General features: G+C 63.4%; 20 protein-coding genes and 1 tRNA gene. 13 read left to right on the top strand and 8 right to left on the bottom strand.

The genetic code is table 11. From position 1 onward, the window contains the following. Positions 1-4: 4 nt before the first annotated feature. The gene (locus ACVWYQ_RS21515; protein ID WP_225143293.1) at positions 5-490 is read right to left on the bottom strand and encodes a (2Fe-2S)-binding protein; all 486 of its coding nucleotides are present in this window, start codon (positions 488-490) and stop codon (positions 5-7) included. A gap of 694 nt (positions 491-1,184) precedes the next feature. On the opposite strand from ACVWYQ_RS21515, the gene ACVWYQ_RS21510 reads away from it, so the two are divergent. The 5 genes from ACVWYQ_RS21510 to ACVWYQ_RS21490 all read left to right on the top strand — a co-directional run bounded on the left by ACVWYQ_RS21510 (position 1,185) and on the right by ACVWYQ_RS21490 (position 6,769). Next, positions 1,185-1,628 carry an SRPBCC family protein gene (locus tag ACVWYQ_RS21510; protein ID WP_404544624.1) on the top strand — a complete coding sequence of 148 codons (444 nt, stop codon included), beginning with the start codon at positions 1,185-1,187 and terminating at the stop codon, positions 1,626-1,628. 413 nt (positions 1,629-2,041) lie between these two features. Then, positions 2,042-3,757 (top strand): PQQ-dependent methanol/ethanol family dehydrogenase, encoded by a 1,716-nt coding sequence (locus ACVWYQ_RS21505; protein WP_063822491.1) that lies wholly within the window; start codon positions 2,042-2,044, stop codon positions 3,755-3,757. A 167-nt stretch (positions 3,758-3,924) separates the two neighbouring features. Next, a complete protein-coding gene (locus tag ACVWYQ_RS21500; RefSeq protein WP_404544622.1) occupies positions 3,925-5,112 on the top strand; it encodes a c-type cytochrome in 1,188 nt (395 codons plus the stop codon). A gap of 153 nt (positions 5,113-5,265) precedes the next feature. Continuing rightward, on the top strand, positions 5,266-5,958 hold the full coding sequence (locus ACVWYQ_RS21495) for a response regulator (RefSeq protein ID WP_404544621.1): 693 nt from the start codon (positions 5,266-5,268) through the stop codon (positions 5,956-5,958). Positions 5,959-6,073: 115 nt separating this feature from the next. Beyond that, positions 6,074-6,769: a response regulator gene (locus ACVWYQ_RS21490; RefSeq protein WP_404546383.1), complete on the top strand. Its 696-nt coding sequence runs from the start codon at positions 6,074-6,076 to the stop codon at positions 6,767-6,769. 142 nt (positions 6,770-6,911) lie between these two features. Here the strand turns inward: ACVWYQ_RS21490 and ACVWYQ_RS21485 are convergent, their stop codons facing one another. Together ACVWYQ_RS21485 and ACVWYQ_RS21480 are read right to left on the bottom strand one after the other, a co-directional pair. Next, positions 6,912-8,267 carry a hybrid sensor histidine kinase/response regulator gene (locus ACVWYQ_RS21485; protein WP_404546381.1) on the bottom strand — a complete coding sequence of 452 codons (1,356 nt, stop codon included), beginning with the start codon at positions 8,265-8,267 and terminating at the stop codon, positions 6,912-6,914. 5 nt (positions 8,268-8,272) lie between these two features. Continuing rightward, positions 8,273-9,439 carry an FIST N-terminal domain-containing protein gene (locus ACVWYQ_RS21480; protein ID WP_404544618.1) on the bottom strand — a complete coding sequence of 389 codons (1,167 nt, stop codon included), beginning with the start codon at positions 9,437-9,439 and terminating at the stop codon, positions 8,273-8,275. A 205-nt stretch (positions 9,440-9,644) separates the two neighbouring features. Between ACVWYQ_RS21480 and ACVWYQ_RS21475 the strand changes: the two genes are divergently transcribed. Together ACVWYQ_RS21475 and ACVWYQ_RS21470 are read left to right on the top strand one after the other, a co-directional pair. Next, entirely contained in the window at positions 9,645-11,684 is a 2,040-nt protein-coding gene (locus tag ACVWYQ_RS21475; protein ID WP_456726359.1) for a methyl-accepting chemotaxis protein, read from the top strand. 159 nt (positions 11,685-11,843) lie between these two features. Next, positions 11,844-13,892: a methyl-accepting chemotaxis protein gene (locus ACVWYQ_RS21470; protein ID WP_404544613.1), complete on the top strand. Its 2,049-nt coding sequence runs from the start codon at positions 11,844-11,846 to the stop codon at positions 13,890-13,892. 83 nt (positions 13,893-13,975) lie between these two features. Here ACVWYQ_RS21470 and ACVWYQ_RS21465 read toward each other — a convergent pair whose 3' ends face one another. Continuing rightward, positions 13,976-14,356 carry a DUF3175 domain-containing protein gene (locus ACVWYQ_RS21465; RefSeq protein ID WP_128265462.1) on the bottom strand — a complete coding sequence of 127 codons (381 nt, stop codon included), beginning with the start codon at positions 14,354-14,356 and terminating at the stop codon, positions 13,976-13,978. 182 nt (positions 14,357-14,538) lie between these two features. On the opposite strand from ACVWYQ_RS21465, the gene ACVWYQ_RS21460 reads away from it, so the two are divergent. From ACVWYQ_RS21460 to ACVWYQ_RS21450, 3 genes are all read left to right on the top strand, one after another. Continuing rightward, complete coding sequence (locus ACVWYQ_RS21460) at positions 14,539-16,026, top strand: MFS transporter (protein WP_404544611.1); 1,488 nt, start codon at positions 14,539-14,541, stop codon at positions 16,024-16,026. Positions 16,027-16,030: 4 nt separating this feature from the next. Further along, positions 16,031-16,852: a trehalose-phosphatase gene (gene otsB / locus ACVWYQ_RS21455; RefSeq protein ID WP_404544609.1), complete on the top strand. Its 822-nt coding sequence runs from the start codon at positions 16,031-16,033 to the stop codon at positions 16,850-16,852. Positions 16,853-17,094: 242 nt separating this feature from the next. Next, positions 17,095-18,558, top strand: a complete 1,464-nt coding sequence (locus ACVWYQ_RS21450; protein WP_271539765.1) for a trehalose-6-phosphate synthase — start codon at positions 17,095-17,097, stop codon at positions 18,556-18,558. A 158-nt stretch (positions 18,559-18,716) separates the two neighbouring features. Here ACVWYQ_RS21450 and ACVWYQ_RS21445 read toward each other — a convergent pair whose 3' ends face one another. After that, a complete protein-coding gene (locus tag ACVWYQ_RS21445; RefSeq protein ID WP_271539764.1) occupies positions 18,717-19,058 on the bottom strand; it encodes a hypothetical protein in 342 nt (113 codons plus the stop codon). Between the two features lie 194 nt (positions 19,059-19,252). On the opposite strand from ACVWYQ_RS21445, the gene ACVWYQ_RS21440 reads away from it, so the two are divergent. Further along, positions 19,253-19,342: transfer RNA gene (locus tag ACVWYQ_RS21440), tRNA-Ser, on the top strand. A 379-nt stretch (positions 19,343-19,721) separates the two neighbouring features. Here ACVWYQ_RS21440 and ACVWYQ_RS21435 read toward each other — a convergent pair. Further along, on the bottom strand, positions 19,722-20,600 hold the full coding sequence (locus ACVWYQ_RS21435) for a hypothetical protein (RefSeq protein WP_456726358.1): 879 nt from the start codon (positions 20,598-20,600) through the stop codon (positions 19,722-19,724). Between the two features lie 703 nt (positions 20,601-21,303). Between ACVWYQ_RS21435 and ACVWYQ_RS21430 the strand changes: the two genes are divergently transcribed. Next, positions 21,304-21,792, top strand: a complete 489-nt coding sequence (locus ACVWYQ_RS21430; protein WP_456726357.1) for a hypothetical protein — start codon at positions 21,304-21,306, stop codon at positions 21,790-21,792. A gap of 192 nt (positions 21,793-21,984) precedes the next feature. Here ACVWYQ_RS21430 and ACVWYQ_RS21425 read toward each other — a convergent pair whose 3' ends face one another. Both ACVWYQ_RS21425 and ACVWYQ_RS21420 read right to left on the bottom strand, forming a co-directional pair. Next, positions 21,985-22,512, bottom strand: a complete 528-nt coding sequence (locus tag ACVWYQ_RS21425; protein ID WP_456726356.1) for an ABC transporter substrate-binding protein — start codon at positions 22,510-22,512, stop codon at positions 21,985-21,987. Between the two features lie 32 nt (positions 22,513-22,544). After that, positions 22,545-22,976 carry an ABC transporter substrate binding protein gene (locus tag ACVWYQ_RS21420; RefSeq protein WP_456726355.1) on the bottom strand — a complete coding sequence of 144 codons (432 nt, stop codon included), beginning with the start codon at positions 22,974-22,976 and terminating at the stop codon, positions 22,545-22,547. A 735-nt stretch (positions 22,977-23,711) separates the two neighbouring features. On the opposite strand from ACVWYQ_RS21420, the gene ACVWYQ_RS21415 reads away from it, so the two are divergent. Then, positions 23,712-24,173 carry a hypothetical protein gene (locus tag ACVWYQ_RS21415; protein ID WP_456726354.1) on the top strand — a complete coding sequence of 154 codons (462 nt, stop codon included), beginning with the start codon at positions 23,712-23,714 and terminating at the stop codon, positions 24,171-24,173. The last annotated feature ends 342 nt before the right edge of the window (positions 24,174-24,515 follow it).

Raw genomic sequence — 24,515 nt, 5'->3', positions numbered from 1 at the left:
CCGCTTACTCGGCCGCCTGCGAGACCTTCATGCGGCCGGCGGCGTCCAGCACCGCCTTGACGATGTTGTGATAGCCGGTGCAGCGACAGATATTGCCTTCGAGCTCGGTGCGGACGGTCGCCTCGTCGAGCTGTCCACCATGGCGGTGCACGATGTCGATCGCCGACATGATCATGCCCGGCGTGCAATAGCCGCACTGCAGGCCGTGATTGTCGCGGAAGGCGGCCTGCATCGGGTGCAGTTCGTCGCCCTTGGCGATGCCCTCGATCGTGGTGACATTGGCGCCGTCGGCCTGCCCCGCCAGCATGGTGCAGGATTTCACCGCGCGGCCGTCCATGTGCACGACGCAGGCGCCACATTGGCTCGTGTCGCAGCCGACATGGGTCCCGGTCAGGTTGAGGTGATCGCGCAGGAGCTGGACCAGCAGCGTGCGGTCCTCGACATCGACAGCAACGGCCTTGCCGTTGACCGTCAGTTTGACTGTAGACACTTGAAGTCCTCCCAAAGTGATTTTGATTGGTTCTAATTAGAGACAGCGCAAACGAAACTTTGCAACTGGGTTTTTGCTGAACGCGGTCATGGAAGGGTCATCGTGGTGACGGTCGCCGATCTGCGATTCGGCCACGACGTCTCGTGCCGCCGCCATCACGTGCTGCGACATTGTGGGAGACACACGGAAAGTCGCAGCTAGCATCTGCGATGGCGTGCTCGCTGCCGCCGCAATAGGCGCGTGAGCTGGTCGCGCGTGCCGTGGTCATCTCGCCGCTTGCCCTGGACCTAGGCCCGGTCGGGCGTCGTTCCTCCCTTGAATGCCGTGCTCGTTGCGCGAATAGGAGCATGCGCCCCCGCCTTTGTAATCGCGATCTTGGTAGTAGGACGAGACAGCTTAAGCCATTGATTTTGCTTACGGCGATGCAGCGAAGTGCCGCCGTCAAGCCGCGTCGGTCAGGACAGTCCACTCCGCCATTCCGGGGCCCGAGCGGAGCGAGGGAGCCCGGAATCCATCGAGCCGCAGAGTCCGTGGAGAAATGGATTCCGGGCTCGCGCCAACAGGCGCGCCCCGGAATGACATCGTGTGAATGGTCACGGAAAGCAGGACTACTACTTCCTGGCGATAGATCGCAGCCGCCCGTCCCCCTAGTCGAGCCGTACAGGCAACGGCAACAAGGGTGGAAGCGATGCAGATGAACGACAGTCAGCGGATCCCGGCGTCGAAGGACACGGTGTGGGCTGCGCTCAACGATCCCGAAATTCTCAGGCGCTGCATTCCCGGCTGCCAATCGCTCGAGATGGCGTCGCCGACCGAAATGACGGCGACGGTGGTGCTGAAGGTCGGTCCGGTGAAGGCGACGTTCAGCGGCAAGGTCACGCTGACCGATATCGATGCGCCCAACGGCTATCGCATCGTCGGCGAAGGCGCCGGCGGCGTCGCCGGCTTTGCCAAGGGCGGCGCGAAGGTCAGGCTGGAGGAAGAAGCCCCTGATGTCACCATCCTGCACTACGAGGCCGACGCGCAGATCGGCGGCAAGCTCGCGCAGCTCGGCTCGCGATTGATCGACTCGACGTCGCGAAAACTCGCCGCGAGCTTCTTCGAAAGTTTTGCCGGCGTGGTAGCGCCATCATCGTGATCGATGCGCGATGCCGCCTGAATTCGGAGATGCAATTCCAGGTGCCGTAGGGTGCGCAAAGCGAAGCGTGCCCACGACTCTTCATGATCGAGAGAGGTGGTGGGCACGGCGCGCGAGAAGCGCGCCTTTGCCCACCCTACGGCAGTGAACGCTGCGGCTTCCGCTCGCGGCGCGATGCTGCCTAAGTTCGATGACGCATTTCGAACAGCAAAACAAGGACAAGACGCAAGGCGCGACAACGAGATGAGCGGCGAAAGCCGCCGATGATTTGCACTACTACCTTCCGCCTATACTAAGCGCGAAACGGCGATGCTGTAATTTCGAACGATGGCTCGCAGGCGAACTGCGCATCACGAGCGCAGTGCGCTCAGGCGCCCAACGAGGCGTGCACAACAACATCGCGGAGGGAATACATGACCTTTGGAACGAAGGGCTTCTTGGCCGGCATCTCCATGATTGCGATGCTCGCCGCCGTTACACCGGGCGTTCGCGCCAACGATTCGGTGCTCAAGGCGCAATCCGATTCGAATCAATGGGCCGTTGCCGGCCACGATTACGGCAACACGCGCTTCAGCCCGCTCAAGCAGATCAACACCGAGAACGCCGGCAAGCTGACCCTCGCTTACTCCTTCTCGCTGGCGTCGCTGCGTTCGAACGAATCCTCGCCGATCGTCATCGGCAACACGCTCTACGTTTCGAGCTCGTGGGGTCCGAAATACGTCTATGCGCTCGATGCCGCGACGGGGCAGCGCAAATGGACTTGGGAGCCCGATATTCCCGAGGACGTGCTGCAATACGCCTGCTGCGACGTGAACAGCCGCGGCGTCTCCTATGCCGACGGCAAGATCTTCGTCGGCCGCCTCGACGGCAAGCTGACCGCGCTCGATGCCGCGACGGGCAAGTCGCTGTGGACGGCAAAGGTGGTCGACTACAAGCAGGGCTCGGTCATCACCTCGCCGCCGCTCGTCGTGCGCGACAAGGTCATCACCGGTTTCGGCGGCGGCGAATACGGCGTGCGCGGCGCGCTGCTGGCCTTCGACATCAACACCGGCAAGCAGGTGTGGCAGACCTACACCGTTCCGTCCCCCGACGAGCCCGGCGGCGATTCCTGGAAGGGCGACTCCGCCCAGCATGGCGGCGGCGCAGCCTGGCTGGTCGGTTCCTACGATCCGAAGACCGACACGGTCTATTGGGGCACCAGCAATCCGGCCCCGTGGAACACGGCGGTGCGTTCGACCGGCGACGGCAATTTCGGCAAGCTGACCAACCTCTACACCGCCTCGACGCTCGCGCTCGATCCCAACACCGGCAAGATCAAGTGGCACATCCAGACCACGCCGGCCGACGCCTGGGACTATGACGGCGTCAACGAAGCCGTGCTCGCGGATCTCAAGATCGGCGGCAGCACCGTTCCGACGCTGATGAAGGCCGACCGCAACGGCTTCTTCTTCGTCGCCAACCGTGAGACCGGTAAGGTGTTGTCGGCGGAGAAATACGTGTTCTCCAACTGGGCCAAGAAGTGGGACGTCGCCACGATGCGCGCGGTCGAGGATCCCGACAAGCGTCCCGGGCCGGGCCATCCCGCCAAGGACATCTGCCCGAACCTGATCGGCGGCAAGAACTGGCAGCCGATGTCGTTCAACCCGCAGACCGGCCTCGTCTACATCCCCTCCAACAACGTCTGCATGGACTGGTCGGTCAGCGACGTCACTTACAAGCGCGGCGTGTTCTATCTCGGCGCCGAATTCCCGACCAAGGAAGGCCCCGGCGGCTTCCTCGGCGAGCTCGTGGCCTGGGATCCGGTCGCGCAGAAGAAGGTCTGGTCGATCAAGGAAGACCTGCCCTTCAACGGCGGCACGCTGACCACCGGCGGCGGCCTCGTGTTTGCCGGCAACATCCATGGCGACTTCCGCGCCATCGATGCGAAGTCCGGCAAGGTGCTGTGGAGCAAGAATCTCGGCTCCGGCATCGGCGCAGGCCCGGTGACCTATCAGGTCGACGGCAAGCAATATGTCGCCATCGTCGTCGGCCGCACCGCTGCGCTGCCTGCGTTCCTGGGCGAGGTAGGAAAGAAGATGACGGCCGCAGCCCCCGAGGGCGGCTCGCTCTTCGTGTTCTCCGTCCAGTGACAACTCGCGCGCGTATCCTCGAGGTGACGGGATACGCGCGCGCTTTCTCCGGACTTTAGCTGCGGCATCGGCCGATGCCTGGTGCCGCCGCGCCTGGCCCAACAAGCTCCGGCGCAACAACGGCAACGCCAAGAGAAACGTCAAGCGAAACGCCAAGGGAGACGAGGATGCGTCCGAATCATTCCGCCACCGGTGCGAGCCGACATCGCGCCATCGCAGCCCTGCTCGCATGCGCCACTGCTGTGCTGATCGTTCCGGCCTCGCAGCTGCAGGCCGACGAGGCGCAGCCGTTCCGTCTCTGCGCCGATCCGACCAACCTGCCATTCTCGAGCGACAGCTCGTCGAAGCCGGGCTTCTACGTCGAGATCGGACAAGCCCTTGCGCAGGCGCTCGGCCGGCCGATCGCCTATGACTGGTACAAATCCTATTTCGGCAAGCGCACGGTGCGGGTCACGCTGCTCGGCAAGCAATGCGACGCCATGATCGGGCTGCCGCGGTCCGCAGATTTCATGGGCCCGGCCGTGATCTTCTCCGACACCTTCGCCAAGGAGGGCTATGCCCTCGTCGCCGCCAAGGAATCTGCGAGGGGCGCGGCGATCGGCGGCATCGACGGCCTCAAGGGCAAGCGCGTCGCAGTGCAGTTCGCCAGCACGCCGCAAAACCTGCTCGCCAGCCGCGACGATATCCAGAAGGTGACGGTGCTGTCGCCCGAGGAGGGCATGCAGGCGCTCGACCAGGGAAGGGCCGACGTCGCCTTCATCTGGGGACCGGTTGCCGGCTGGCTCAACAAGACCAGCTACGACGGCCGCTACCAGATCGAGCTCACCGAGGGCGAGGGCCTGTCATGGGATGCCGCCATCGGCTTTGCCAAGACCTCGACCGAGCTGCGCGACCGCGTCAATGCCGTGCTGCCGCAGCTTCAGGGCAAGATCGGCGAGCTCGCCGTGAAATACGGTTTGCCCGGCGGTGCGCCGGTTCGCTTCGGCGCGGCGCCGACGCCGGTGACGACGGGCACGGGAAGCGGAGCCGTCGCCCAGGTCGCCAATGTCGTGGCGACCGAGACCAAGGGCGATGCGGTCGCGCCGGGCCTTGAGGCCGTCGGCGCGGGCAAGGAGATCTTCAACGGAACCTGTGCGCATTGCCACGGTCCCGATGCGATCCAGAGCGAGCGGAAGATCGATCTGCGGCTGCTGCGTCACCGCTACGGCGACGAGATGCGCGAGAAGTATTTGACCACCGTGCAGGAGGGACGGCCGAACAAGGGCATGCCGGCCTGGAAGGAGGTCTATACCGAGGACCAGCTCAGCAGCATCTATTCCTTCCTGCTGACGGTCCAGGTCGAATCGAACGACTGAACGGTCTTGACCGAACCCGATCGGCAGGATGTGGTAGCGTTCATCCGGCGCCATCCCGGTGCCGGATTGATGCCGGATGGTTCCGCCTCTTCCGCTACGGCGGCGGATGCCCGTACGGTGCAGCATTCGGCGGTGCAGTCCTGTGAAGGCGCCATGACCAGCTTCCTGATCATCGACGATCATCCGCTGTTTCGCGAGGCCCTCGGTAATGCGGTGCGGCTGGCTCTGCCGGAGGCGCGGATCTTCGAGGCGATGTCGATCGAGGATGCCCTTCACATCCTGACGGCCGAGCAGGGCGAGGGCATCGACCTCGCACTGCTCGACCTCCTGCTGCCCGATGCGACCGGCTTCTCCGGCTTTCTGCGCTTGCGCGAGGCCCATCCACGCCTGCCCGTCGCCATCGTGTCGAGCGAGGAGGACCAGCGCGTCGTTCGCGAGGCGCTGGAGCTTGGGGCCGCGGGTTTTCTGCCGAAGTCGCTGTCGAAGCGCGAGCTGGCGCAGTCGATCGAGGGCGTGCTGAACGGATCGGTGTCGGTGCCGAAGGATTTCGTGGCAACGTCGCAGCGGCGCCGGGCCGAGGCCAGCAAGGCGCTCGAGGTCAAGCTGCGCGAGCTCACGCCGCAGCAGCTTCGCGTGCTCGAACTACTGCGGCGCGGCTATCCGAACCGGCAGATCGGCCAGGAGCTTCAGCTCGCCGAATCCACGGTGAAGGCGCATATCACCGAAATTCTGCGCAAGCTCGGCCTGTTCAGCCGCAACAAGGCGATCATCGAGATCGGCAAGGTGGACCTGCCGGATCCCAAGGCCCGGCCCTATGCGCGGGCCGACCGCGGGCGGCCGCAATGACGCGCAATATCCTGCTTGATTTGGATCAAGCCGGTCTGGTCCGGCTGCGACATTCTCGTTTCGGCGTCGAACCCTTCGATCATCTGGCCAATCAACCGAGAATGGCTCACGCGTGATGCGATTTCTGATCGTCGAAGACCATCCGTTGTTTCGCGAAGCTTTGGAGGGCGCGCTCCAGCTGGCGGCGCCGGCGGCCGAGATCCTTCAGGCGACGTCGATCGACGGTGCGCTGGAGCAGGCCGCGGCTGCTGCCGAGCTCGACCTCATCCTGCTCGATCTGTCGATGCCGGGCACCACGGGCCTTTCCGGCATCATCCGCATCCGCAAGGCCTTTCCCAGGATTCCCGTCGTCATCGTATCCGGGCATCAGGATCCGCAGATCATAGCCGGCGCCTTGTCGCTCGGCGTCTCCGGCTACATCCTGAAATCGTCCTCCAAGCAGGAGTTGGCGCAGTCGATCGGCGAGGTGCTGCGCGGTGCGGTCTGTGTCCCGGCCGCCTATCGCGGGCTCGTCCGCCCGCAACGCGCCGCCGGCCCGGCGCAGGATCTGCTGAAACGCCTGCACGAGCTGACGCCGCAGCAATTGCGCGTGCTCGAAATGCTCAAGCGCGGCCTGCAGAACAAGCAGATCGCCTTCGAGCTGAACATCTCCGAGACCACGGTGAAGGTCCACGTCTCCGACATCCTGCGCAAGCTCAACGTGCTCAGCCGCACCAAGGCCATCGTCGAAATGTCCCGGATCGATTTCGCGACCTTGGCCGGCGAGGGGACTCCGGGGCGGCGCGAGCATGCCCCGCCGGATCAGCAGTGATTTCTATTTGCCGCTTTTTGGCCATGCGGGGCGCGTCACGGCCGGCAGGTAACTCATTGAAACGTCAAAGCCATAGCATGCTGTAAGATGCTATCGGTACTGTGCATGGGGTTGTTTTACGACTTGATGTGCGCCGCGCGCTTCAGCTCAGCAGGAACGACAGCAGCGCCCGCATCTCGGCCGGCTTGATCGGCTTCTTCAGCACTTCGAGGCCCTGGAGGCTCGCCTGCTTCGCCGCCTGTTCGGAATAATCGGCGGTGATGATCATGGCGGGGGTGTCGAGCTTCAAATGCTCCCGCACCTCGGTGATGGCCGACAGGCCGCTTTCGCCGTGATCGAGATGGAGGTCCGCGATCACGACATCGGGCGCGCCGCCGAGCTCGCTGAGGCGCACGAGCGCGTCCGCACCCGATCGCGTGGTCGCGACGTCGCAGCCCCATCCCTCCAGCAGCGCGGCCATCGCCTCCGAGCCGTTCGGATCGTTCTCGATCAGCAGGATCTTGGCGCCTTCGAGCCCGCTGTAATCGTAGTGCCGCGCGGCGGGCGCGACCTCCTGCACCTCGTCGGCGACCTCGGCGAGGTCGGCCGGCTCCAGCTCCAGGGTGAAGGTCGATCCCCTGCCGAGCTGTGACGACAGCCGCACCTCGTGCCCGAGCTCGCTGGCGAAGCGGCGCACGATGGAGAGGCCGAGCCCGAAGCCGGCCTGGTCGGCCGCATTGGCATCGCCGCGCTGGAATTCGCGGAAGATCGCCTCCTGCTGCGCCTGCGCGATCCCGGGGCCGGTATCGGAGACCTGGACGCAGATCTGGCCGCCGCGCGGCCGGCATCCGATCACGACGCCGCCGCTGCGGGTATAGCGAATGGCATTGGCGAGCAGGTTCTGCAGGATCCGTCGCAGCATCATCGCATCCGACATCACTGCGAGCCGAGCGGGGCGGATGCGCAAGGACAGGCCTTGCCGCGCGGCGATCGGCTCGAACTCGTTGCGGAGCTGCTCGAACAGCGGCGCCAGCGCGATCGCGCGCACGTCGGGCTTGAGCGCGCCGGAATCGAGCTTGGCGATCTCCAGCAGCGAGCGCAGCAGGTCCTCCAGCATCACCAGCGAGCGGCTCGCCTGGTCGATCAGCACGCCCGCTTCCTGCGACTCCATCATCTCCGTCAGCGCGGACAGGGTCAGGCGCGCCGCGTTGAGCGGCTGCAACAGATCGTGGGTGACCGAGATCAGCACGGAGGATTTCAGCGAGCTTGCCGCCTCCGCCTGCTGCTTGGCGCGGTAGAGACCCTCATTGGCGCGCTCGACCGAATGCAGCGCCTCGCGCAATTGGTGCGTCCGGTCGCGAACCTTGTGGTCGAGCGCGATGGCGGTTTCGAACAATGAAAAGGCGTTGAGCTGCTGGTCCATCGAGCGCTCGACGCGCGACATCAGCGCGGCATTGATCTTCCTCAGCTTGGCGGCCTCGCGCCTGAGCTGGTCGACCGCATCGGGGCCCTGCCACATGTCCGTCACGACGGGCGCCTTCCGATCGCAACTCCCGTGAAGGTCTGGTTCACATGCATGGAGCCGAACTGCTCGCCGTAAGTGTGAAAGCCGACCACGCGGTTCTGCCGGTACAGTTCTGACATGTCGCGGGCGAGCTGATGCTGCTCGGCATCGAGCCGGCGGAGCAGGCATTCGAAGCCGATATAGAGCGAGACCTCTCCGATCTGGTCGCGGATGTCGGCGAACGTCTCGCGGGCCGCGCCGACCAGGCTTCGCGAGGTCGCAGCGGTCAGCACCATGCCCTCGTCGATGGCGCAGAAGAAATGCAAGGAGCCGTCCGGCTCGACGCGCTGGATCGAGCGTGCGTAATAGGCGCCGCCGACGCGCACCAGGACCGGATGCGAGGCGAACGAGAACGGATCGAGCTTGGCGTCCATGATGCCGACCACGCGCGAATATTCCTGCGCAGCCGGCTCTGCGTTCAGCTCCCGGACCATGCGGTTTTCGATGTCGGCCTCGGTCACCACCATCTTCTGCGCCTGCGGCTCGAAATTGTCGCACTTGAAGACGCGGAACGGCAACGAGGTGTTCAGCAGGATCAAGAGGGCGGCATTGCTGTGTGCCTTGCCGTCGAAGAACACGAACGTCTTCTCGAAGCGCAGCCCGTCGCCCGCCGATCCGCCGACGACCGGAATATCGTCCAGCGATGCATAGATCGCGGACATCACCGCTTCTTCGCGGCGGCAGAGGCCATCGATCAGGACCAGGCCGAAGGGACTGCCGCGCTCGACCTGCGGCGTGGCCCGCAACAGCTCGTGCCGGAGCTCGCCCCCGATCCTGCGGCCGTCCTCGACGCGGAAGCTGTCGAGGTTGAAGATGGGCCGCACCACCGCGGAGAAGTCGGCGCGGCTGAACGCCAGCGCCACGACGCTGTTCTCGTCCCAGCCGTCAGGAGCAAGCTCGCCCGCGGTGGTACAGCCGCAGAGTTGGGTGTCGTCGAATTGGCGGCTGATCTCGGCGATGAAGCGATCGGGGTCGTAGCTGGGGGAGACGAACACCAGGATCAGCGCCAGCCCGTCGGACGGGAGCTGGGCGGCCAGCTCGGCCACGGCGTCATCGACGCTCGCGGCCTTCGACTTGGCCACGGCAACGCCAGACGCACCGCCAAACCGAAAATCGGTTTGCCCCACTCCGTTTCTCCCTGAAGGCTCGGTCTGATGCCAAGTGCCTGATAATTATCGAGAGTAGGGCGTTTTCCGGTGAGCCGCAACACGGCAGCCGCTCCCCGCAAGCCCGGACGGATTTACCACCCCTTGAGGATTCTGCCCTAATTTTCCGCAACGTTCGGAAAGGGCTGCTTCCGGACCGCAGAATCACATGAGCTGGGGGTTGGGAATGTCCGGGCGTACCGCGTCGCCGTCGAAGCGTGCACTATTTCCGACCTTCAAGTTCCGCGCAAAGATCATCCTCGGCTTCGCCGCCGTGCTGGTGATCTCCGCCGGCAGCATGGCGTTTTCCTATTTCGGCTTCGAGCGGGTCGCCGCCGGGGTCGGATCCTACCGCAGCAGCGTGACGGAGGCCGATCTCGCGCGTAACATCGATCGCGAGCTGCTCGCCTATCGTTCGGCCGTCAGATATTTCGTCGTCACCGGCAAGGAAGATGACGCCAAGGCGGGGCTCGATGCCGAGGCCAGCCTGAAGAATGCCATCGACCAGGCCGTCAAGAGCGCCAAGCAGCCGCCGCGGCAGGAAAGCCTCGGCAAGCTCGCCAAGGAGTTTTCCAACTTCTCCGCCACGTTCGGCAAGGTGCTCCAGGCCAAGCGCGACAGCGCGCTGCTGGTGCAGAACCAGCTCCAGCGCCAAGCCAATCTTCTGAAGTACAAGCTCGACGACATCGGCAACAACGCCTCCGACGCCGAAGCGCAGGCGATCGAGTTCGGCACCAAGCAGGTCAACGCCCAATTCCAGACCGCAAGCGCTGCAGCCACCCAGTTCGTGCTGACGTCCGATCAGGCGATCGCGAACAGCGCCCTGGCGCGGCTGAAATTCGTCGAGAACTCGCTGGGCGCGGTCTATTCCATGGACGACAAGATTGTCGCCGGCCTGAAGGAGGCCAAGTCCATCCTCGGCGCCTATCGCGAGGCGCTGGAGAAGTTGATCGCCAACGCCAAGCTGGTCGATGACCTCGTCACGGAGATGGGCGGCTCGGCCGGCGCAATCCAGCAAGGCGCCACCGCCATGAAGGCGGACCTCGTCGCCGAGCAGCAGCGGCTGGATTCGGAGTCGGCGGCGACCATCGGGCAGACCGAGCAGCTGGTGCTGATGCTGGCCGTCGGCGGCACGCTGCTAGGCGCGGTCCTCGCCTTCCTGCTCGGCACCGGCATCTCGCGGCCGATGATCGCGATGTGCAAGGCGATGCGGGAGCTGGCCTCGGGCAATTTCGACGTCGTGCTGCCGGGTCTTGGCCGCAAGGACGAGATCGGCGAGATGGCCAGCGCGGTCGAGGAGTTCAAGATCCAGGCCGTTGCAAAGGCCGAGCGCGATGCCGCCGCCAGCGAAGTGCAGAACCGCGAGCAGGCCGCAAGCCGCCGCGCCGAGCTGATCCGCTTTGCTGACGATTTCGAGAACGCGGTGGGTGCCATCGTCTCCAACGTCTCGGCCTCGGCCGTGCAGCTGGAATCGGCCGCCTCGACGCTGACCCGCACCGCCGAGACCACGCAGAGCCTGTCGAGCCAGGTCGCCGGCGTCTCCGAGCAGGCCTCCTCCAACATGCAGTCGGTCGCGACCGCGACCGAAGAGCTGTCGGCCTCGGTCGAGGAGATCGGCCGCCAGGTGCGCGATTCCAGCCGCATCGCAGAGGCTGCCGTGATGCAGGCCAAGGAGACCGACGGCCGCATCGGCAAGCTCTCGCATGCCGCCCAGCAGATCGGCGAGGTGGTCAAGCTGATCACCGCCATCGCCGAGCAGACCAATCTGCTCGCGCTGAACGCCACCATCGAGGCCGCCCGCGCGGGTGAAGCCGGCCGCGGCTTCGCGGTGGTTGCGAGCGAGGTGAAGTCGCTGGCGAGCCAGACCGCGAAGGCGACCGACGAGATCTCCTCGCACATCACAGGCATGCAGGGCGCCACCGCCGAATCGGTTGCCGCGATCAAGGAGATCGGCGCGACGATCGGCCAGATCTCGTCGATCTCGACCTCGATCGCGAGCGCGGTGGAGCAGCAGGGCGCCGCCACCCAGGAGATCGCCCGCAGCGTCCAGACCGTCGCCCAGGGCACCCAGACCGCGGCCACCGATATCGGCGAGGTCAACCGCGGCGCCGCCGAGACCGGCTCGGCCTCCGAAGAGGTGCTGAACTCGGCCAAGACGCTGTCGAGCGAAAGCACCCGCCTTCGCGCCGAGCTCGACCGCTTCATGGCGAATATCCGCGCGGCGTAGTAGAGCGCACCTTAACAAATCCCTACGTCACCTAACCGCCAGTTGCGGCGCCACAAGTTTACCGCAGCTTATCCTTTGCCGGTTACCGTGCACACGAGTCGGGAAGCGGGCTGCTTCCCGGCTGCGCCTGGTTTTCCGCGAATGGAATGGGGTGGGGGAATGTCGGTCACGTCCAAATCGAGCCAATCGAAGTCGCGCCAATCGAAGCTGCCAACGCTGCGTTTTCGCGCAAAAATCATCCTCGGCTTCGTGGCGGTGCTCGCCATCCTCGCCGTCAGCATGGCGTTCGCCTATTTCGGCTTCGAGCGGATCGCAGGCGCTGTGGCCTCCTACCGCACCAGCGTAGCGGAAGCCGATATGGCGCGGACGGTCGATCGCGAGCTGATCGCCTATCAGGGGCTGGCACGGGCCTATACCCTGACCGGCGCGGCCGATGACGAGACCGCAGCCAAGGCCGCTGAAGGAAATCTGAAGAGCGCGATCGCCAAGTCGATGGCCGCCACCACGGGCGCGGCTCGCCGCGAGCAGGTCGGCAAGCTCGAGGCCGAGTTCCAGAGCTTTACGAAAGTCTTCAGCGAGATCATCACGCTGACGCGCGAGAACAACAAGATCGCGGCCGACGAGCTCAACAGTGTCGGCAACAAGATCCGCTTCAAATTCGACGATCTCGCCGACACCGCGGCCCTGGCGGGCCTCAACTCGGTGCAGACGACGGCCAAGGACATCACCTCGCAATATCTGGCGGTCTCGACCTCGGTCAGCGCCTTCGTCGCCAAGCCGGAGCCGAAGACCGCCGACGGCGTGATCGCCCGCATCAAGTTCCTCGAGACGCTGCTGGTCTCCGTCTACGCGAACGACCAGAAGATCACCGATCGCGTCAAGGAGATCAGCGATCTCTTGAAGCAGTACCGCACCTCGTTCGCAAAGCTGACCGAGAACGTGAAGGTCATCGTCAAGCTGAACGGCGAGATGACCAAGACGGCGGCGACCATCCTCAAGCTCTCGGCTGAGCTGCGTTCGGATCTCACCGCGGACCAGCAACGCATCGAGGCGAGCGCCAATGCGACGATCGTAGAGACCCAGCAGCTGATGCTGATGATGGCGCTCGGCGGGCTGGCCATCGGCATCGTGCTGGCCTTGTGGCTCGGCAACGGCATCTCGCGGCCGATGATCGCGATGTGCAAGGCGATGCGGGAGCTGGCCTCGGGCAATTTCGACGTCGTGCTGCCGGGTCTTGGCCGCAAGGACGAGATCGGCGAGATGGCCAGCGCGGTCGAGGAGTTCAAGATCCAGGCCGTTGCAAAGGCCGAGCGCGATGCCGCCGCCAGCGAAGTGCAGAACCGCGAGCAGGCCGCAAGCCGCCGCGCCGAGCTGATCCGCTTTGCTGACGATTTCGAGAACGCGGTGGGTGCCATCGTCTCCAACGTCTCGGCCTCGGCCGTGCAGCTGGAATCGGCCGCCTCGACGCTGACCCGCACCGCCGAGACCACGCAGAGCCTGTCGAGCCAGGTCGCCGGCGTCTCCGAGCAGGCCTCCTCCAACATGCAGTCGGTCGCGACCGCGACCGAAGAGCTGTCGGCCTCGGTCGAGGAGATCGGCCGCCAGGTGCGCGATTCCAGCCGCATCGCAGAGGCTGCCGTGATGCAGGCCAAGGAGACCGACGGCCGCATCGGCAAGCTCTCGCATGCCGCCCAGCAGATCGGCGAGGTGGTCAAGCTGATCACCGCCATCGCCGAGCAGACCAATCTGCTCGCGCTGAACGCCACCATCGAGGCCGCCCGCGCGGGTGAAGCCGGCCGCGGCTTCGCGGTGGTTGCGAGCGAGGTGAAGTCGCTGGCGAGCCAGACCGCGAAGGCGACCGACGAGATCTCCTCGCACATCACAGGCATGCAGGGCGCCACCGCCGAATCGGTTGCCGCGATCAAGGAGATCGGCGCGACGATCGGCCAGATCTCGTCGATCTCGACCTCGATCGCGAGCGCGGTGGAGCAGCAGGGCGCCGCCACCCAGGAGATCGCCCGCAGCGTCCAGACCGTCGCCCAGGGCACCCAGACCGCGGCCACCGATATCGGCGAGGTCAACCGCGGCGCCGCCGAGACCGGCTCGGCCTCCGAAGAGGTGCTGAACTCGGCCAAGACGCTGTCGAGCGAAAGCACCCGCCTTCGCGCCGAGCTCGACCGCTTCATGGCGAATATCCGCGCGGCGTAGGTTCGCTGCTCCTGTAGCTCGCGGCCCCGAAGGGCCGCGCTATCGCCTTACACTCCGCTGTCCGGAACGACAGCGGAGTGAGTTCATTCCCTTCCGAACGCCCGCTTCAGCTCGACCTTCGCGCGCTCCAGTCGCGTGCGCTGCGTCTTGGGCAGCGTCTTGCCGGCGCGGTTGATGTAGAAGGTCAGCATCGACAGCGCCGAGCGATAGGCGCCAGTCTTGCGTCGCGAGCTGTGCTCGGCCGAGCGCTTCAGCGAGGCCGCAATCCTCTTCGCGCTGGTCAGCTTGAACACCCCTTGCTTGAGGTCGAGCGCATCGCTCTCCTCCGTCACGCGCTGCGACCAGCGCCTTGTGGCGCGTTTGGTGCTCTTGTGCGCGGTCCCGCTCCGCCGGGTGTTTGCCTTGCGTGCCGTCTTGCGCGGGCTGCTGTTTCGAGAATGTGTCGTCTTTCTGACCTGAGCCATGCGCCAACTCCTTGCGGGTCCAGCGGAAACGAGCGGTGCTCGCTGGCGTTCCACCGGGAACCCGGCCCCCTCGCAAACGTTGTCGCAGGTGGCAGGCAGAATGCCGCACCCCGATGATCGGATCGACCCCGTCCACGTCATGTGAGCCGGGGCCGCTTCCATTGATCAGACGCAACAATCCGATGGAACTGCAGCAGAGCCCAGCGCTGAACTATGCACCCGTAGTCCCGGCGGCGGCCGTGACCGACCGCATCGTCGAGACCAGCATTCCCTCGCGGCTCGATGCGCTGCCGTGGAGCGGTTTTCACACCCGCGTCGTGCTCGCGCTGGGCATCACCTGGATTCTCGACGGCCTCGAGGTGACGCTTGCGGGTGCGCTCTCCGGTGCGCTGAAGCAAAGCCCATCGATGCAGTTCTCCAATCTCGATCTCGGCATCGCCAACTCCGCCTACCTCGCGGGCGCCGTGCTCGGTGCGCTCGGCTTCGGCTGGCTGACCGACCGTATCGGCCGCAAGAAGCTGTTCTTCATCACGCTGGCGCTCTACCTCTCGGCAACGGCCGCAACCGCGCTGTCGTGGGATGTCGCGAGCTACGCGCTGTTCCGCTTTCTCACCGGCGCCGGCATCGGCGGCGAGTACACAGCGATCAACTCGACGATCCAGGAGCTGGTGCCCGCACGCTATCGCGGTTGGACCGATCTCGTGATCAACGGCAGCTTCTGGATCGGGGCTGCGATGGGCGCGGTCGCCGCCATCGTGCTGCTCGATCCCGCAGTATTCGCTCCCGATCACGGCTGGCGCCTGGCCTATTTGATCGGCGCCGCCCTCGGCCTCGGCGTGCTCTTGATGCGGATGTGGATCCCGGAAAGTCCGCGCTGGCTGATGATTCATGGCCGTCCCGACGAGGCCCATGCCATCGTCGACGGGATCGAGCGGTCGGTGATCGGGCACGACCAGGATACGAGCGACGGACGCTTCACCAGGATCCGCCTGAAGATGCGCGATCACACGCCGATCGCCGAGGTGGTCCACACCTTGTTTTCGGTCTATCGCCAGCGCGCATTGGTCGGCCTCGTGCTGATGAGCGCACAGGCGTTCTTCTACAACGCCATCTTCTTCACCTTCGCGCTGGTGCTGACCGATTTCTACGGCATCAAGGCCGACCACGTCGGCTGGTACTTGCTGCCGTTCGCGGCCGGCAATTTCCTCGGGCCGCTGCTGCTCGGCCGCCTGTTCGATACGCTGGGACGCCGCACCATGATCACGTTCACCTACGCCGCGTCGGGCCTGTTGCTGGCGCTTTCTGGCTATCTGTTCTCGATCGGCGTGCTGAGCGCGCAGGGGCAGACCATCGCCTGGATGGTGATCTTCTTCTTCGCATCGCCCGCCGCGAGCGCGGCCTATCTCACCGTCAGCGAGACCTTTCCCCTCGAGGTTCGCGCGCTGGCGATCGCGGTGTTCTATGCGGTCGGCACCGGCATCGGCGGCGTGATAGGGCCGGCGCTGTTCGGCGCGCTGATCGACACGGGATCGCGCACCAGCGTGTTCGCCGGCTATCTGCTGGGGGCCGTCCTGATGATCGCGGCTGCGATCGTGGCGTGGCGCTATGCCGTCGCCGCCGAGCGCAAATCGCTCGAACACATCGCGCGGCCGCTCGCCTTTATGGAGTAGACTGATGAAATCGGAACTTGCGGAAATGGCGTTGGACCAGAAGCTCACCATACCAGATGACGACGAGACGCCGGAAACGGTGCCGGTGCCGCATGCGTTGGTGCCGCATCTCGATGAAATCGCCATTCTGCTCGACATCGATGGCACGCTGCTTGAGCTGATGCCGACGCCGCGGGAGGTGTGGGTGCCGCCGGGCCTGTCGGAAACGCTGAAAGCTTTGACCGAGCGCACCTCTGGGGCGCTGGCGCTTGTCAGCGGCCGCTCGCTCAACGACATCGACCTGATCTTCGCGCCCGACGTGTTCCGCGCCGTCGCCGGCCATGGCGCGGAGATGCGGCTGGCGGTGGACAGTGAAGCGGATGCCCTGCACGCGCCGCCGCTCGACAAGGAGCTGAAGCGGCGCCTCGCCGCCATCGCCAAGCTCAGCCCCGGAATCCTGCTCGAGGACAAGGGCTATTCGCTCGCGCTGCATTACCGCCTGGCGCCGCATGCGGAGAAGGCGATCTACGAATCCGTCTCGCTGATCCGCGCCGATCTGCCCAATGCGCCGATCGAGGTGCTGCCGGGCAAGTTCGTCTGCGAGATCAAGCATTCCGGATTCACCAAGGCGAGCGGCGTGCGCGAGTTGATGAAGCGCGCGCCGTTCAAAGGACGTCGTCCGCTGTTCATCGGTGACGACGTCACCGATGAGACCGTGTTCGCCATCATGCCCGACATGGACGGGCTGGCGTTCTCGGTCGGCCGCCGCGCCATGGGCGTGAATGGCCATTTCGATTCGCCGGCGGATGTGCGTGCGTTCCTTGCGCACCTGCTCGATCCCAGGTGAAACCAAGGCAGCGTCATCTCGCAGACACAAAGGCTCCCATCGCAGCGCCATTGCGCGCTGCGATGCATGCTGCGCAACCGGACCGGAATCGCTGTCTTTGCAACGAAATGACTGGGTTCCGCCAGCGAAACCAGTTCCAACGCGCACGCCCGATTTTGGTTTCAATTGGTTGAAACGATGATGAGGAACCATATTGATGAACGGCAGTTAAATGGGGCGGAATGAACAGGAGGGGACGACCTGTGAACTTGATCGTCGTTTCAAATCGCGTCGCCCGCGGCAAACCCAACGAACCGATGACGGGCGGCCTTGCGGCGGCATTGCTTCCCGTGGTGGAACATTCTGGTGCGATCTGGGTCGGTTCCTCCGGCCGGGTGCGTGATGGCCATCAGAAGGAGCCGTTCGCCGAGATCGAGGCGCTCGGGACAGGCGCGATTGCGACGCTGGATCTGCCGGCGGCCCATTACGGCGGATACTACGAAGGCTTTGCCAATTCGGCGCTGTGGCCGGCGCTGCATTCGCGCAGCGACCTGATCCGCGTCTCGCGCGAGGACTATGTCAGCTATCGCGAGGTCAACGCCTTCATGGCGCGCGCCTTGATGCGTTTCCGCAAAGCCCGGACTGCGTTCTGGGTTCAGGACTATCATTTCCTCGCGCTCGGTGCCGAACTGCGCGAGCTCGGCGTCGATGATCCCATCGGCTTCTTCCTGCATACGCCGTGGCCCGTCACTGCTGTGATGCAGGGCGTGCCCAACCATCGCGAGCTGATCACCGCGATGCTGGCCTATGATCTGCTCGGCTTCCAGACCGAGGAAGATCGGCAGAACTTCCTCGGCTATGTCGGCGGCGAGCTCGGCCTCACCATCGAGGACGGGGTCGTGGTCTCGCAGCATGGGCGCACGCGCTGTGAAGTGTTCCCGATCGGCATCGATGCGGAGAAGTTCGCCGCCTATGCGGCGAAGTCGGCCTCGCATCCGGATGTGTCGCGCCTGCGCCGCAGCCTCAACGGCGAGCGCCTCGCGATCGGCGTCGACCGGCTCGACTATTCCAAGGGTCTCGTCAACCGCATCAGCGCATTCGACCGGCTCTGGACCGAGCAGCCGCAATTTGCTCGCAGCATCTCGCTGCTCCAGATCGCCAATCCCTCGCGCGGCGGCATCGAGGCCTATGGCAATCTCCAGAACGAGGTCGCGCGCCTCGTCACCGACGTCAACGGCCGCCACGGCGAGGTCGACTGGACGCCGATCCGCTATTTGAACAAAGGCTTCAGCCAGGCCGTGCTCGCCGGTCTCTACCGCACCGCGCAGGTCGGTGTGGTGACGCCGCTGCACGACGGCATGAACCTCGTCGCCAAGGAATACGTCGCCGCGCAAAACCCCGCCGATCCCGGCGTGCTGGTGCTGTCGAAGTTCGCCGGCGCCGCCAACGAGCTCGACGCTGCGCTGCTGGTCAATCCGCACGATATCGACGGCATGGCCCGCGCGGTCGCGGTCGCGGCATCCATGCCGCTCACCGAGCGCAAGATGCGCTGGGACGCGATGATGAAGAAGCTGCGCGGCCACACCATCCAGCAATGGTCCGCCGATTTCGTCGCCGAGCTCGAGAAGTGCCGCACCGAGAAGGCCGCCGTGGCGCCGCTCGCGGCCCAGCCGCCGCAGGCGCTGCGCTGGTTGAAGTCGGCGATCTCAGGCGTGCGGTTGATCTAGTTCATCTCCCTCTCCCCGTTCTTACGGGGAGAGAGTTGGGGTGAGGGGCTCTCTCCATACCTGATATCTATCGAGAGACCTGTACCCCCTCACCCGGATTGCATCTACGATGCAATCCGACCTCTCCCCGCAAGCGGGCAGAGGTGAAAAACGACCCCTCAATAGCAATACGACACGCCGTCCAGGATCGCGCATTGCCGCTTGTTCGGCGCGTTCGGATCGTCCAGCGGCACCACGCCCTTGCCCTGACCGACAAACACGCCGGTCCCGACATGCACCGAGCTCTTGTTGCCGATGATCACACTCTGATGCGGCGTCGAGCTGGAGCGCGTTCCGTCCGGCCAGAGGATGGCATCGCCCGAAAGCACCCCGCGCCGGCCGTCGTCGCAGCTGACGTCGACCCCCTGCCAGGTGCAGACCTGTGCCAGGGCCGGCGCGGCAAGGGCGGAGCCGAGGGTCGAAATCAGGCCAAGGGCGGCGATGGTGTTGCGGATGGTCATGGCGTCCCCGGTCGTGTGTGGCGGCTTGCCGTGAATCGTCGCGCCAGAGCCGCCCGCGGTTCAGCCCCGCGGCCGCTCCAGTTACCCGTGGAGCCGGATATTGTGCTGTAAATACAATAAGTTGCGGAAAAATCGCCCGATATCTCCGCGATCCCTTGCAAAATCGTCGGCGCCCCTTCAAGAGAGGGCGCTCCGGAGAGATGGCCGAGTGGCTTAAGGCGCACGCTTGGAAAGCGTGTGTGCGGGAAACCGTACCGTGGGTTCGAATCCCACTCTCTCCGCCACCTGGCAAAAATGATCCCGTACTTGGAGCCGCAGAGAGGCCAGAAACCCGGCCGTTTTCCTGCATTCCCGCACACGGAGAACTCCCGGTGGTCCTCCGACAAGGGCCTGAATGCATCCGGAGAACCGAATTTTCTCCGAATCTTTGAACCCGCAAAATCGGTCTAGTACGGCATTTCTCAGAAAATCAAAGGCTTGGCTGCGCGGCGGTTCGAATCCCTCTCGCTCAACCGATGAGAGCGAAGAGTATGCTAATCGATTCGGAGTTTGCGGTTCGGAAGCTCTGTATTCCGGCGGGACGCAGGTAGCGGCTCGCCTTAATGTGCGTAGGCGCACTTTCCGCTCGAATCTGGCCGCCCGCACGAATTCTCTCAAAGCAGCTCAGCGCTTGACACGCTTTTTTACCACTTTTCGAGTCGGTCCCCGCCTTTTGTCCTTTCGAGTACGGCCTCCAGTCGCGGACTTTGGGGCGATGGCCGCCTTCTTTTTCGCGGCAAGAGTGGGCTTCGCAGCACGTCCAACCGATCCGAGCTTGAGCAAATCAACAGTTAGAACTTCCAGCCCGGCTATGCGTGAATTCTTCCGCTGAAAATCCTTGGCTTGCTTCCTGAGCCAGATTTCAAGCTCAGAAAGACCGAGGACGCGCCCATCGATGCGCCAACGCCTGGTATCCCTTGGCCCTCCACGGTTGACTAACAAGAAAATCCCGTAGCGAGACTCGCGCATGTACTGGCCGATAAGCTGGTTCTTGAGTCGCTCTTTCAGCTCAGACGCCTGCCACTGTCCTGCAATCTTAATTTCAATAGGAATCCTGGTGTCAACGGCGGGATGGTGCATACGGATGTCAGTGCGCCTTCCGTCGGCCAACTCCTCTTCGGAGCCCGTTGTATAGCTTGATCGCGAGGCCTGCTTGAGCCGGTTGGCAAGTACCTTGCGAAGCTCAACTTCATTAGCAACCTTCATCAGCAATGAAGCCTCGCTCTCGTCGCCCTCTTCATACTCATGTTTTAAGTCGTCAAGTCGCGACAAAGCGATCTCGTACAGTTCTCCTTCGTTCCGGAGTGAGCGCTCAACGTCTCCAGCGAATCGATAAACATCTGCTGGGGACCATGGAGGAGAGTCACTGTCCTGTTCCGCTCGGCGCTCGGCGAGGGTCAAAAGGTGATCTCGCCGCTCTGCGTTTCGATCGGCTAGGGCGACGAGGGCATCATATGTCTCGCGACCAGGCAGATTGAACAACAATTCAAGGATATCCCACAAGATCCGTTCTCTGATAACGGCGCTGCATCAATACAAGAGGGCTGAGGAGGGATACTGGGCTGTCGAAATGAAAATCAGCGGCCTCTCTACAGATGACCCGGAGTTCGCGAAACTTCGCGAACGACAACACAATTTAAGTAAGAAAAAACAGGAGCTTGAACCTGTGTTCACCCCTGCCCTGGGACGGGTAGTCAAACGTCAACCTCGAAAGAAAAGTAGTAGGTAGCCAGCAAGCCTGAAGCGTCGACCTAGCTCAAGCTGCAAGCCGTTGTCCTCGAGGAGAGCGGCTGATGCCTGGAACTGATCGAAACTCAATGCATGTGGCGGGGCGAGACCGCCTGCACGTACTAGATTGTCTCTTGTGTGCACCAACGTCGAAGAGTCCGCAGCATCGGTCCTCACGATGCTCTAAAGCTCGTCGCAGCACTGTTGCGAGTACGACGAGCGGCAGCACGCGATGAGCTCCTACGTCCCACGTGCGCCCGATTTCGCGCGGAGCCTTGAGCGGCTGAAGGCTCGCCCATGGAATGAGCCCATCGCTGAGGCGTTTGAGCAGGGGTTGATAACCACGACGCCGGGGACTCCGCATGCGGCTACCGCAAAGCCCCTAAAAGCCTCTCGCTTAGTTGCGCGCCAAAGGCCTCGATCACTTAACCGCCAGGCTTCGCGAGACAGGCGCCGGAGACTCGGTGGATCCAGTGCCGTGCCCGATACCCTTCGTCATTATTACACCGAGGGGCAGAGGTCCGTTCTCTGCATCATCGCGGGCGAGATCAAGCATCACGGCGTATGCGACTTGCCGATAGGAAAGATTGCGGCTCTTGCGGGCGTCTGTCGAACCACCGTTCAAACCACTTTGCATGAAGGCCGGCGGCTATTCCATCTCAAGGTCATCGAGCGTCCGATGCGAGGCCGCAAGAGCCTCACCAATTTGGTGGAAATTGTCTCGGCGGAATGGCGAGCATGGATTTCACGCGCGCCGTCAGCGCATCGCCCGAGAGGGTCCAATTCTGTGAAAATGGCGAGCACCACGAAGAACAAAGAAAGAAGAAAGGAAGATGCTCTTCGAGTAACTCGCGGCGACTGTCATCAAGAGAGCGTGCCACAAACTATAGGGCTGGCAGAGGTGAAGATTGAGAGTGTGGATGCATCCACCGCGTTCGTCCTCGATCGGCGTCCCAAGCGTGAATAGACCGACGCGAGAGGGTTGTCCTAGGCTGGTTAGTGAATCAGACGCCGTAGAGGACGACCAGAGAAGTGCACTCCCAATTGCGATAGGTCGCTTCAGGTCCGCTCTGCCCCTGATAGCAGCGCGTTTGGCGCCCCTTATCCGAGGTCCGCGTTGGGCCAACTTCGAACTCATGCACCGCAGCAAACTACGCCCTCATTCAATCACCTCGTCGGCGCGGGCGAGCAGCGATGGCGGCATGGTCAGCCCGAGCGCCTTGGCCGCGCTGAGATTGACAATAAACTCGAACTTGGTTGGCTGTTGAACTGGAAGATCCGCAGGCTGGGTGCCCTTCAGGATCTTGTCTACGTAGGTCGCAGCGCGCCGGGACAAATCGGATAGGCTCGCGCCATAAGCGACGAGGCCTCCAGCCTCCACAAATTCCCGAACGCCGTGGATGGCAGGCAAGCGATTTCTCGCTGCGAAGTCGACAATCTGTTTTCGATAACCAACGGTGAGTGGGTCTTCGACCGTAATCAGGCCCTCTGGACGTTGGACTTTGGCAGCCTCGAACGCTGTATCAAAATCATCGGGACTGCGCACCTCAAGCGATTGCAGCGCAATTCGCAATGTACGGGCGGCACGGTCCGTCTCTCTGAACACATCCGCCGCATAGGGATTGGCAGCATTCCACAGGATGGCCGCTCTGGAGACGTCGGGCAGAAGCTCCTTGAGTAGCTCCAACCGCTTCCCGCCCAAATCCGGAGCCATTAGGCTCAAACCTGTGACATTCCCGCGCCTGGGTGCGCCAAACTCGGAACAAGCCCGCTCCCGAGTGGATCGCCAGCAGGCGCCGTGACGATGGGGATCGTCGAGGTGGCTTGCTTGGCGGCGAGTGACGCCAATGTTCCGTTTGCAACGATGACATCGACATTGAGGTGCACCAACTCTGTGGCCATGCCGGGTAGCCGATCCGAATGACCTTCTGCGAATCGGTACTCGAAGGCAATATTCGTCCCTTCCATCCAGCCCAACTCACGGAGGGCTTCAACGAAAGCTCGTTCGAGCCCGACGCCACCCTGCGCAGCCGGGGCGCCCGCGTTGAAATAACCAATACGGTATAACTTGCCCGCCGGCTGTGCTCCGGCATTGAGCGGCCACGCAAGTGCCAAGCCGCCAATGAATTTAACAAATTGCCGCCGCCGCATGGCTGTCTCCCGGATCAGGAGAACGTTAGTCCCAATTCAAATTATCGCACTGAAGGGGGCTCGGGGATAGCGTCAGCCGCGGTCGGCGGGAGGTGACTGATGTCTCAAACGGGTCAGTTGCCGACCTAATTGCCAATCCCGTACATGCGGCAGCTAAGAACCTAGGAGCGGACCAACCGCCCTTTCTCATGGGTCCCTCTGGCACTTGGACGGCCCGCGGGTAATTCGCACCGCGCCTCCACGCTAGCCGAAGGACCTGAAAAGTTAGGTTGACAAGGTTGACACGGTTGACAGTCGGGTTGACAGGGTGGGGGTGGTCAAAAGTCTGTGGTGATGCTGTGGAGACCGGTCTCCCTGGTTCGCACGCAAAAGTTCAGAAATAAATACAAAAAGCCACTGGGATCTAAAGTCGGAGTCGTTTCCCGCAAGCGGACGCTTTTTAGGCGGGTAAATGGGCGTAGCATTTGACCGAGGCGCCGATTAAGGCCGTTGAGATGCAAAGATTGCGGCTTTCAGGCCTCGGAGCTGGGGAACAAAAAACTCCTGGCCGAACTTAAACGAACACAGGACAGCATCCTGCGATTTGAAGCATTACAACCCCATCGCCCCGGCAGCTATTTGGAAGGACGGCGGCCTTGGCAATTTGTAATGACGTTAGATGCGCGAAGGCCGGGTGTACGCCAGCCTTCTCCCCGCAGGCAGGATAGACAAGCTCTTCAAACCTAAGAGAGTCTAGTGTTTGGGTTTCTGAAGGCTAGCAGGCAGCGAAAGAAGATCCGCCAGGACCGGATTTGTCTTGAGGCAAGAGCACGACGTTTTCTCAAGGCCTACTTGGCCGCAGACTCCGTGCGAAAGCAGCGCTTCTACGAAGCGGTCGAAGGCGCATCAGCCGCTTGTCATCCGGGGATCGCAGACTCGACAGCTGAAGATGCCCAGATCGCTGAGTCGACCGCCGCGGCTGCACTCAAGGTGGTCAGAGCGCGGGACGAGCGTGGGGCCGACGTGGGCGATAGTACTGCCGGTTTTATTACGGATGCCTATGCCACCGTCGCCATTGCATATCGTCGCGCCGCCGGGGCTTACATCATGGAGACAGATTTGCAAAAGCTGGGGACCGCAGCGGTGCACTTGCTCACGATGGCAACGTCATATCTGACGGCCAATCCACCAGAGGGAGAACAACAGCCCCACCGATGAGGGTGAGCCTCGGCTGCTCTCTGAATGTGGAGCAAAGGCCGCGGGCCGCGTCATCATGTCGGTCCGCTAGTAGCGAAGTGCTTGTCGCTCGGGTCGTAACCGACTTGGTCGCAGGGACGGATCTCAAGTTGTCCGAGCGCCGATCTACGAATCGAAGGGCCTGCCTGGCAGTTTGGGGACAGCAGGGGATTTGACCGACCTCCAAATTAGCGGAAGCCGAAGCCCACATTGCAGCGGTTCCATTTTGGACCATTGCAGACCTGCCCAAACTGCGCCTAGTCTAGGCAAGTTTTTGACGGGCAATCGGGTGCCCTCACCATTCGAACAATTGTTTGATCGCTG

The sequence above is a fragment of the Bradyrhizobium sp. USDA 3397 genome (assembly GCF_054060965.1).
Note: the sequence above shows the minus strand (reverse complement) of the source record. Positions and strands in the feature narration are given on the sequence as shown.

Bases quoted from the DNA above. Each gene is read 5' to 3' on its own strand.
- ACVWYQ_RS21500 (WP_404544622.1), top strand. From the start codon at position 3,925: ATGCGTCCGAATCATTCCGCCACCGGTGCGAGCCGACATCGCGCCATC.
- ACVWYQ_RS21420 (WP_456726355.1), bottom strand. From the start codon at position 22,976: ATGCGGCGGCGGCAATTTGTTAAATTCATTGGCGGCTTGGCACTTGCG.
- ACVWYQ_RS21505 (WP_063822491.1), top strand. From the start codon at position 2,042: ATGACCTTTGGAACGAAGGGCTTCTTGGCCGGCATCTCCATGATTGCG.
- ACVWYQ_RS21465 (WP_128265462.1), bottom strand. From the start codon at position 14,356: ATGGCTCAGGTCAGAAAGACGACACATTCTCGAAACAGCAGCCCGCGC.
- ACVWYQ_RS21495 (WP_404544621.1), top strand. From the start codon at position 5,266: ATGACCAGCTTCCTGATCATCGACGATCATCCGCTGTTTCGCGAGGCC.
- ACVWYQ_RS21490 (WP_404546383.1), top strand. From the start codon at position 6,074: ATGCGATTTCTGATCGTCGAAGACCATCCGTTGTTTCGCGAAGCTTTG.
- ACVWYQ_RS21460 (WP_404544611.1), top strand. From the start codon at position 14,539: ATGGAACTGCAGCAGAGCCCAGCGCTGAACTATGCACCCGTAGTCCCG.
- ACVWYQ_RS21470 (WP_404544613.1), top strand. From the start codon at position 11,844: ATGTCGGTCACGTCCAAATCGAGCCAATCGAAGTCGCGCCAATCGAAG.
- ACVWYQ_RS21445 (WP_271539764.1), bottom strand. From the start codon at position 19,058: ATGACCATCCGCAACACCATCGCCGCCCTTGGCCTGATTTCGACCCTC.
- ACVWYQ_RS21510 (WP_404544624.1), top strand. From the start codon at position 1,185: ATGAACGACAGTCAGCGGATCCCGGCGTCGAAGGACACGGTGTGGGCT.
- otsB (WP_404544609.1), top strand. From the start codon at position 16,031: ATGAAATCGGAACTTGCGGAAATGGCGTTGGACCAGAAGCTCACCATA.
- ACVWYQ_RS21485 (WP_404546381.1), bottom strand. From the start codon at position 8,267: ATGTGGCAGGGCCCCGATGCGGTCGACCAGCTCAGGCGCGAGGCCGCC.
- ACVWYQ_RS21475 (WP_456726359.1), top strand. From the start codon at position 9,645: ATGTCCGGGCGTACCGCGTCGCCGTCGAAGCGTGCACTATTTCCGACC.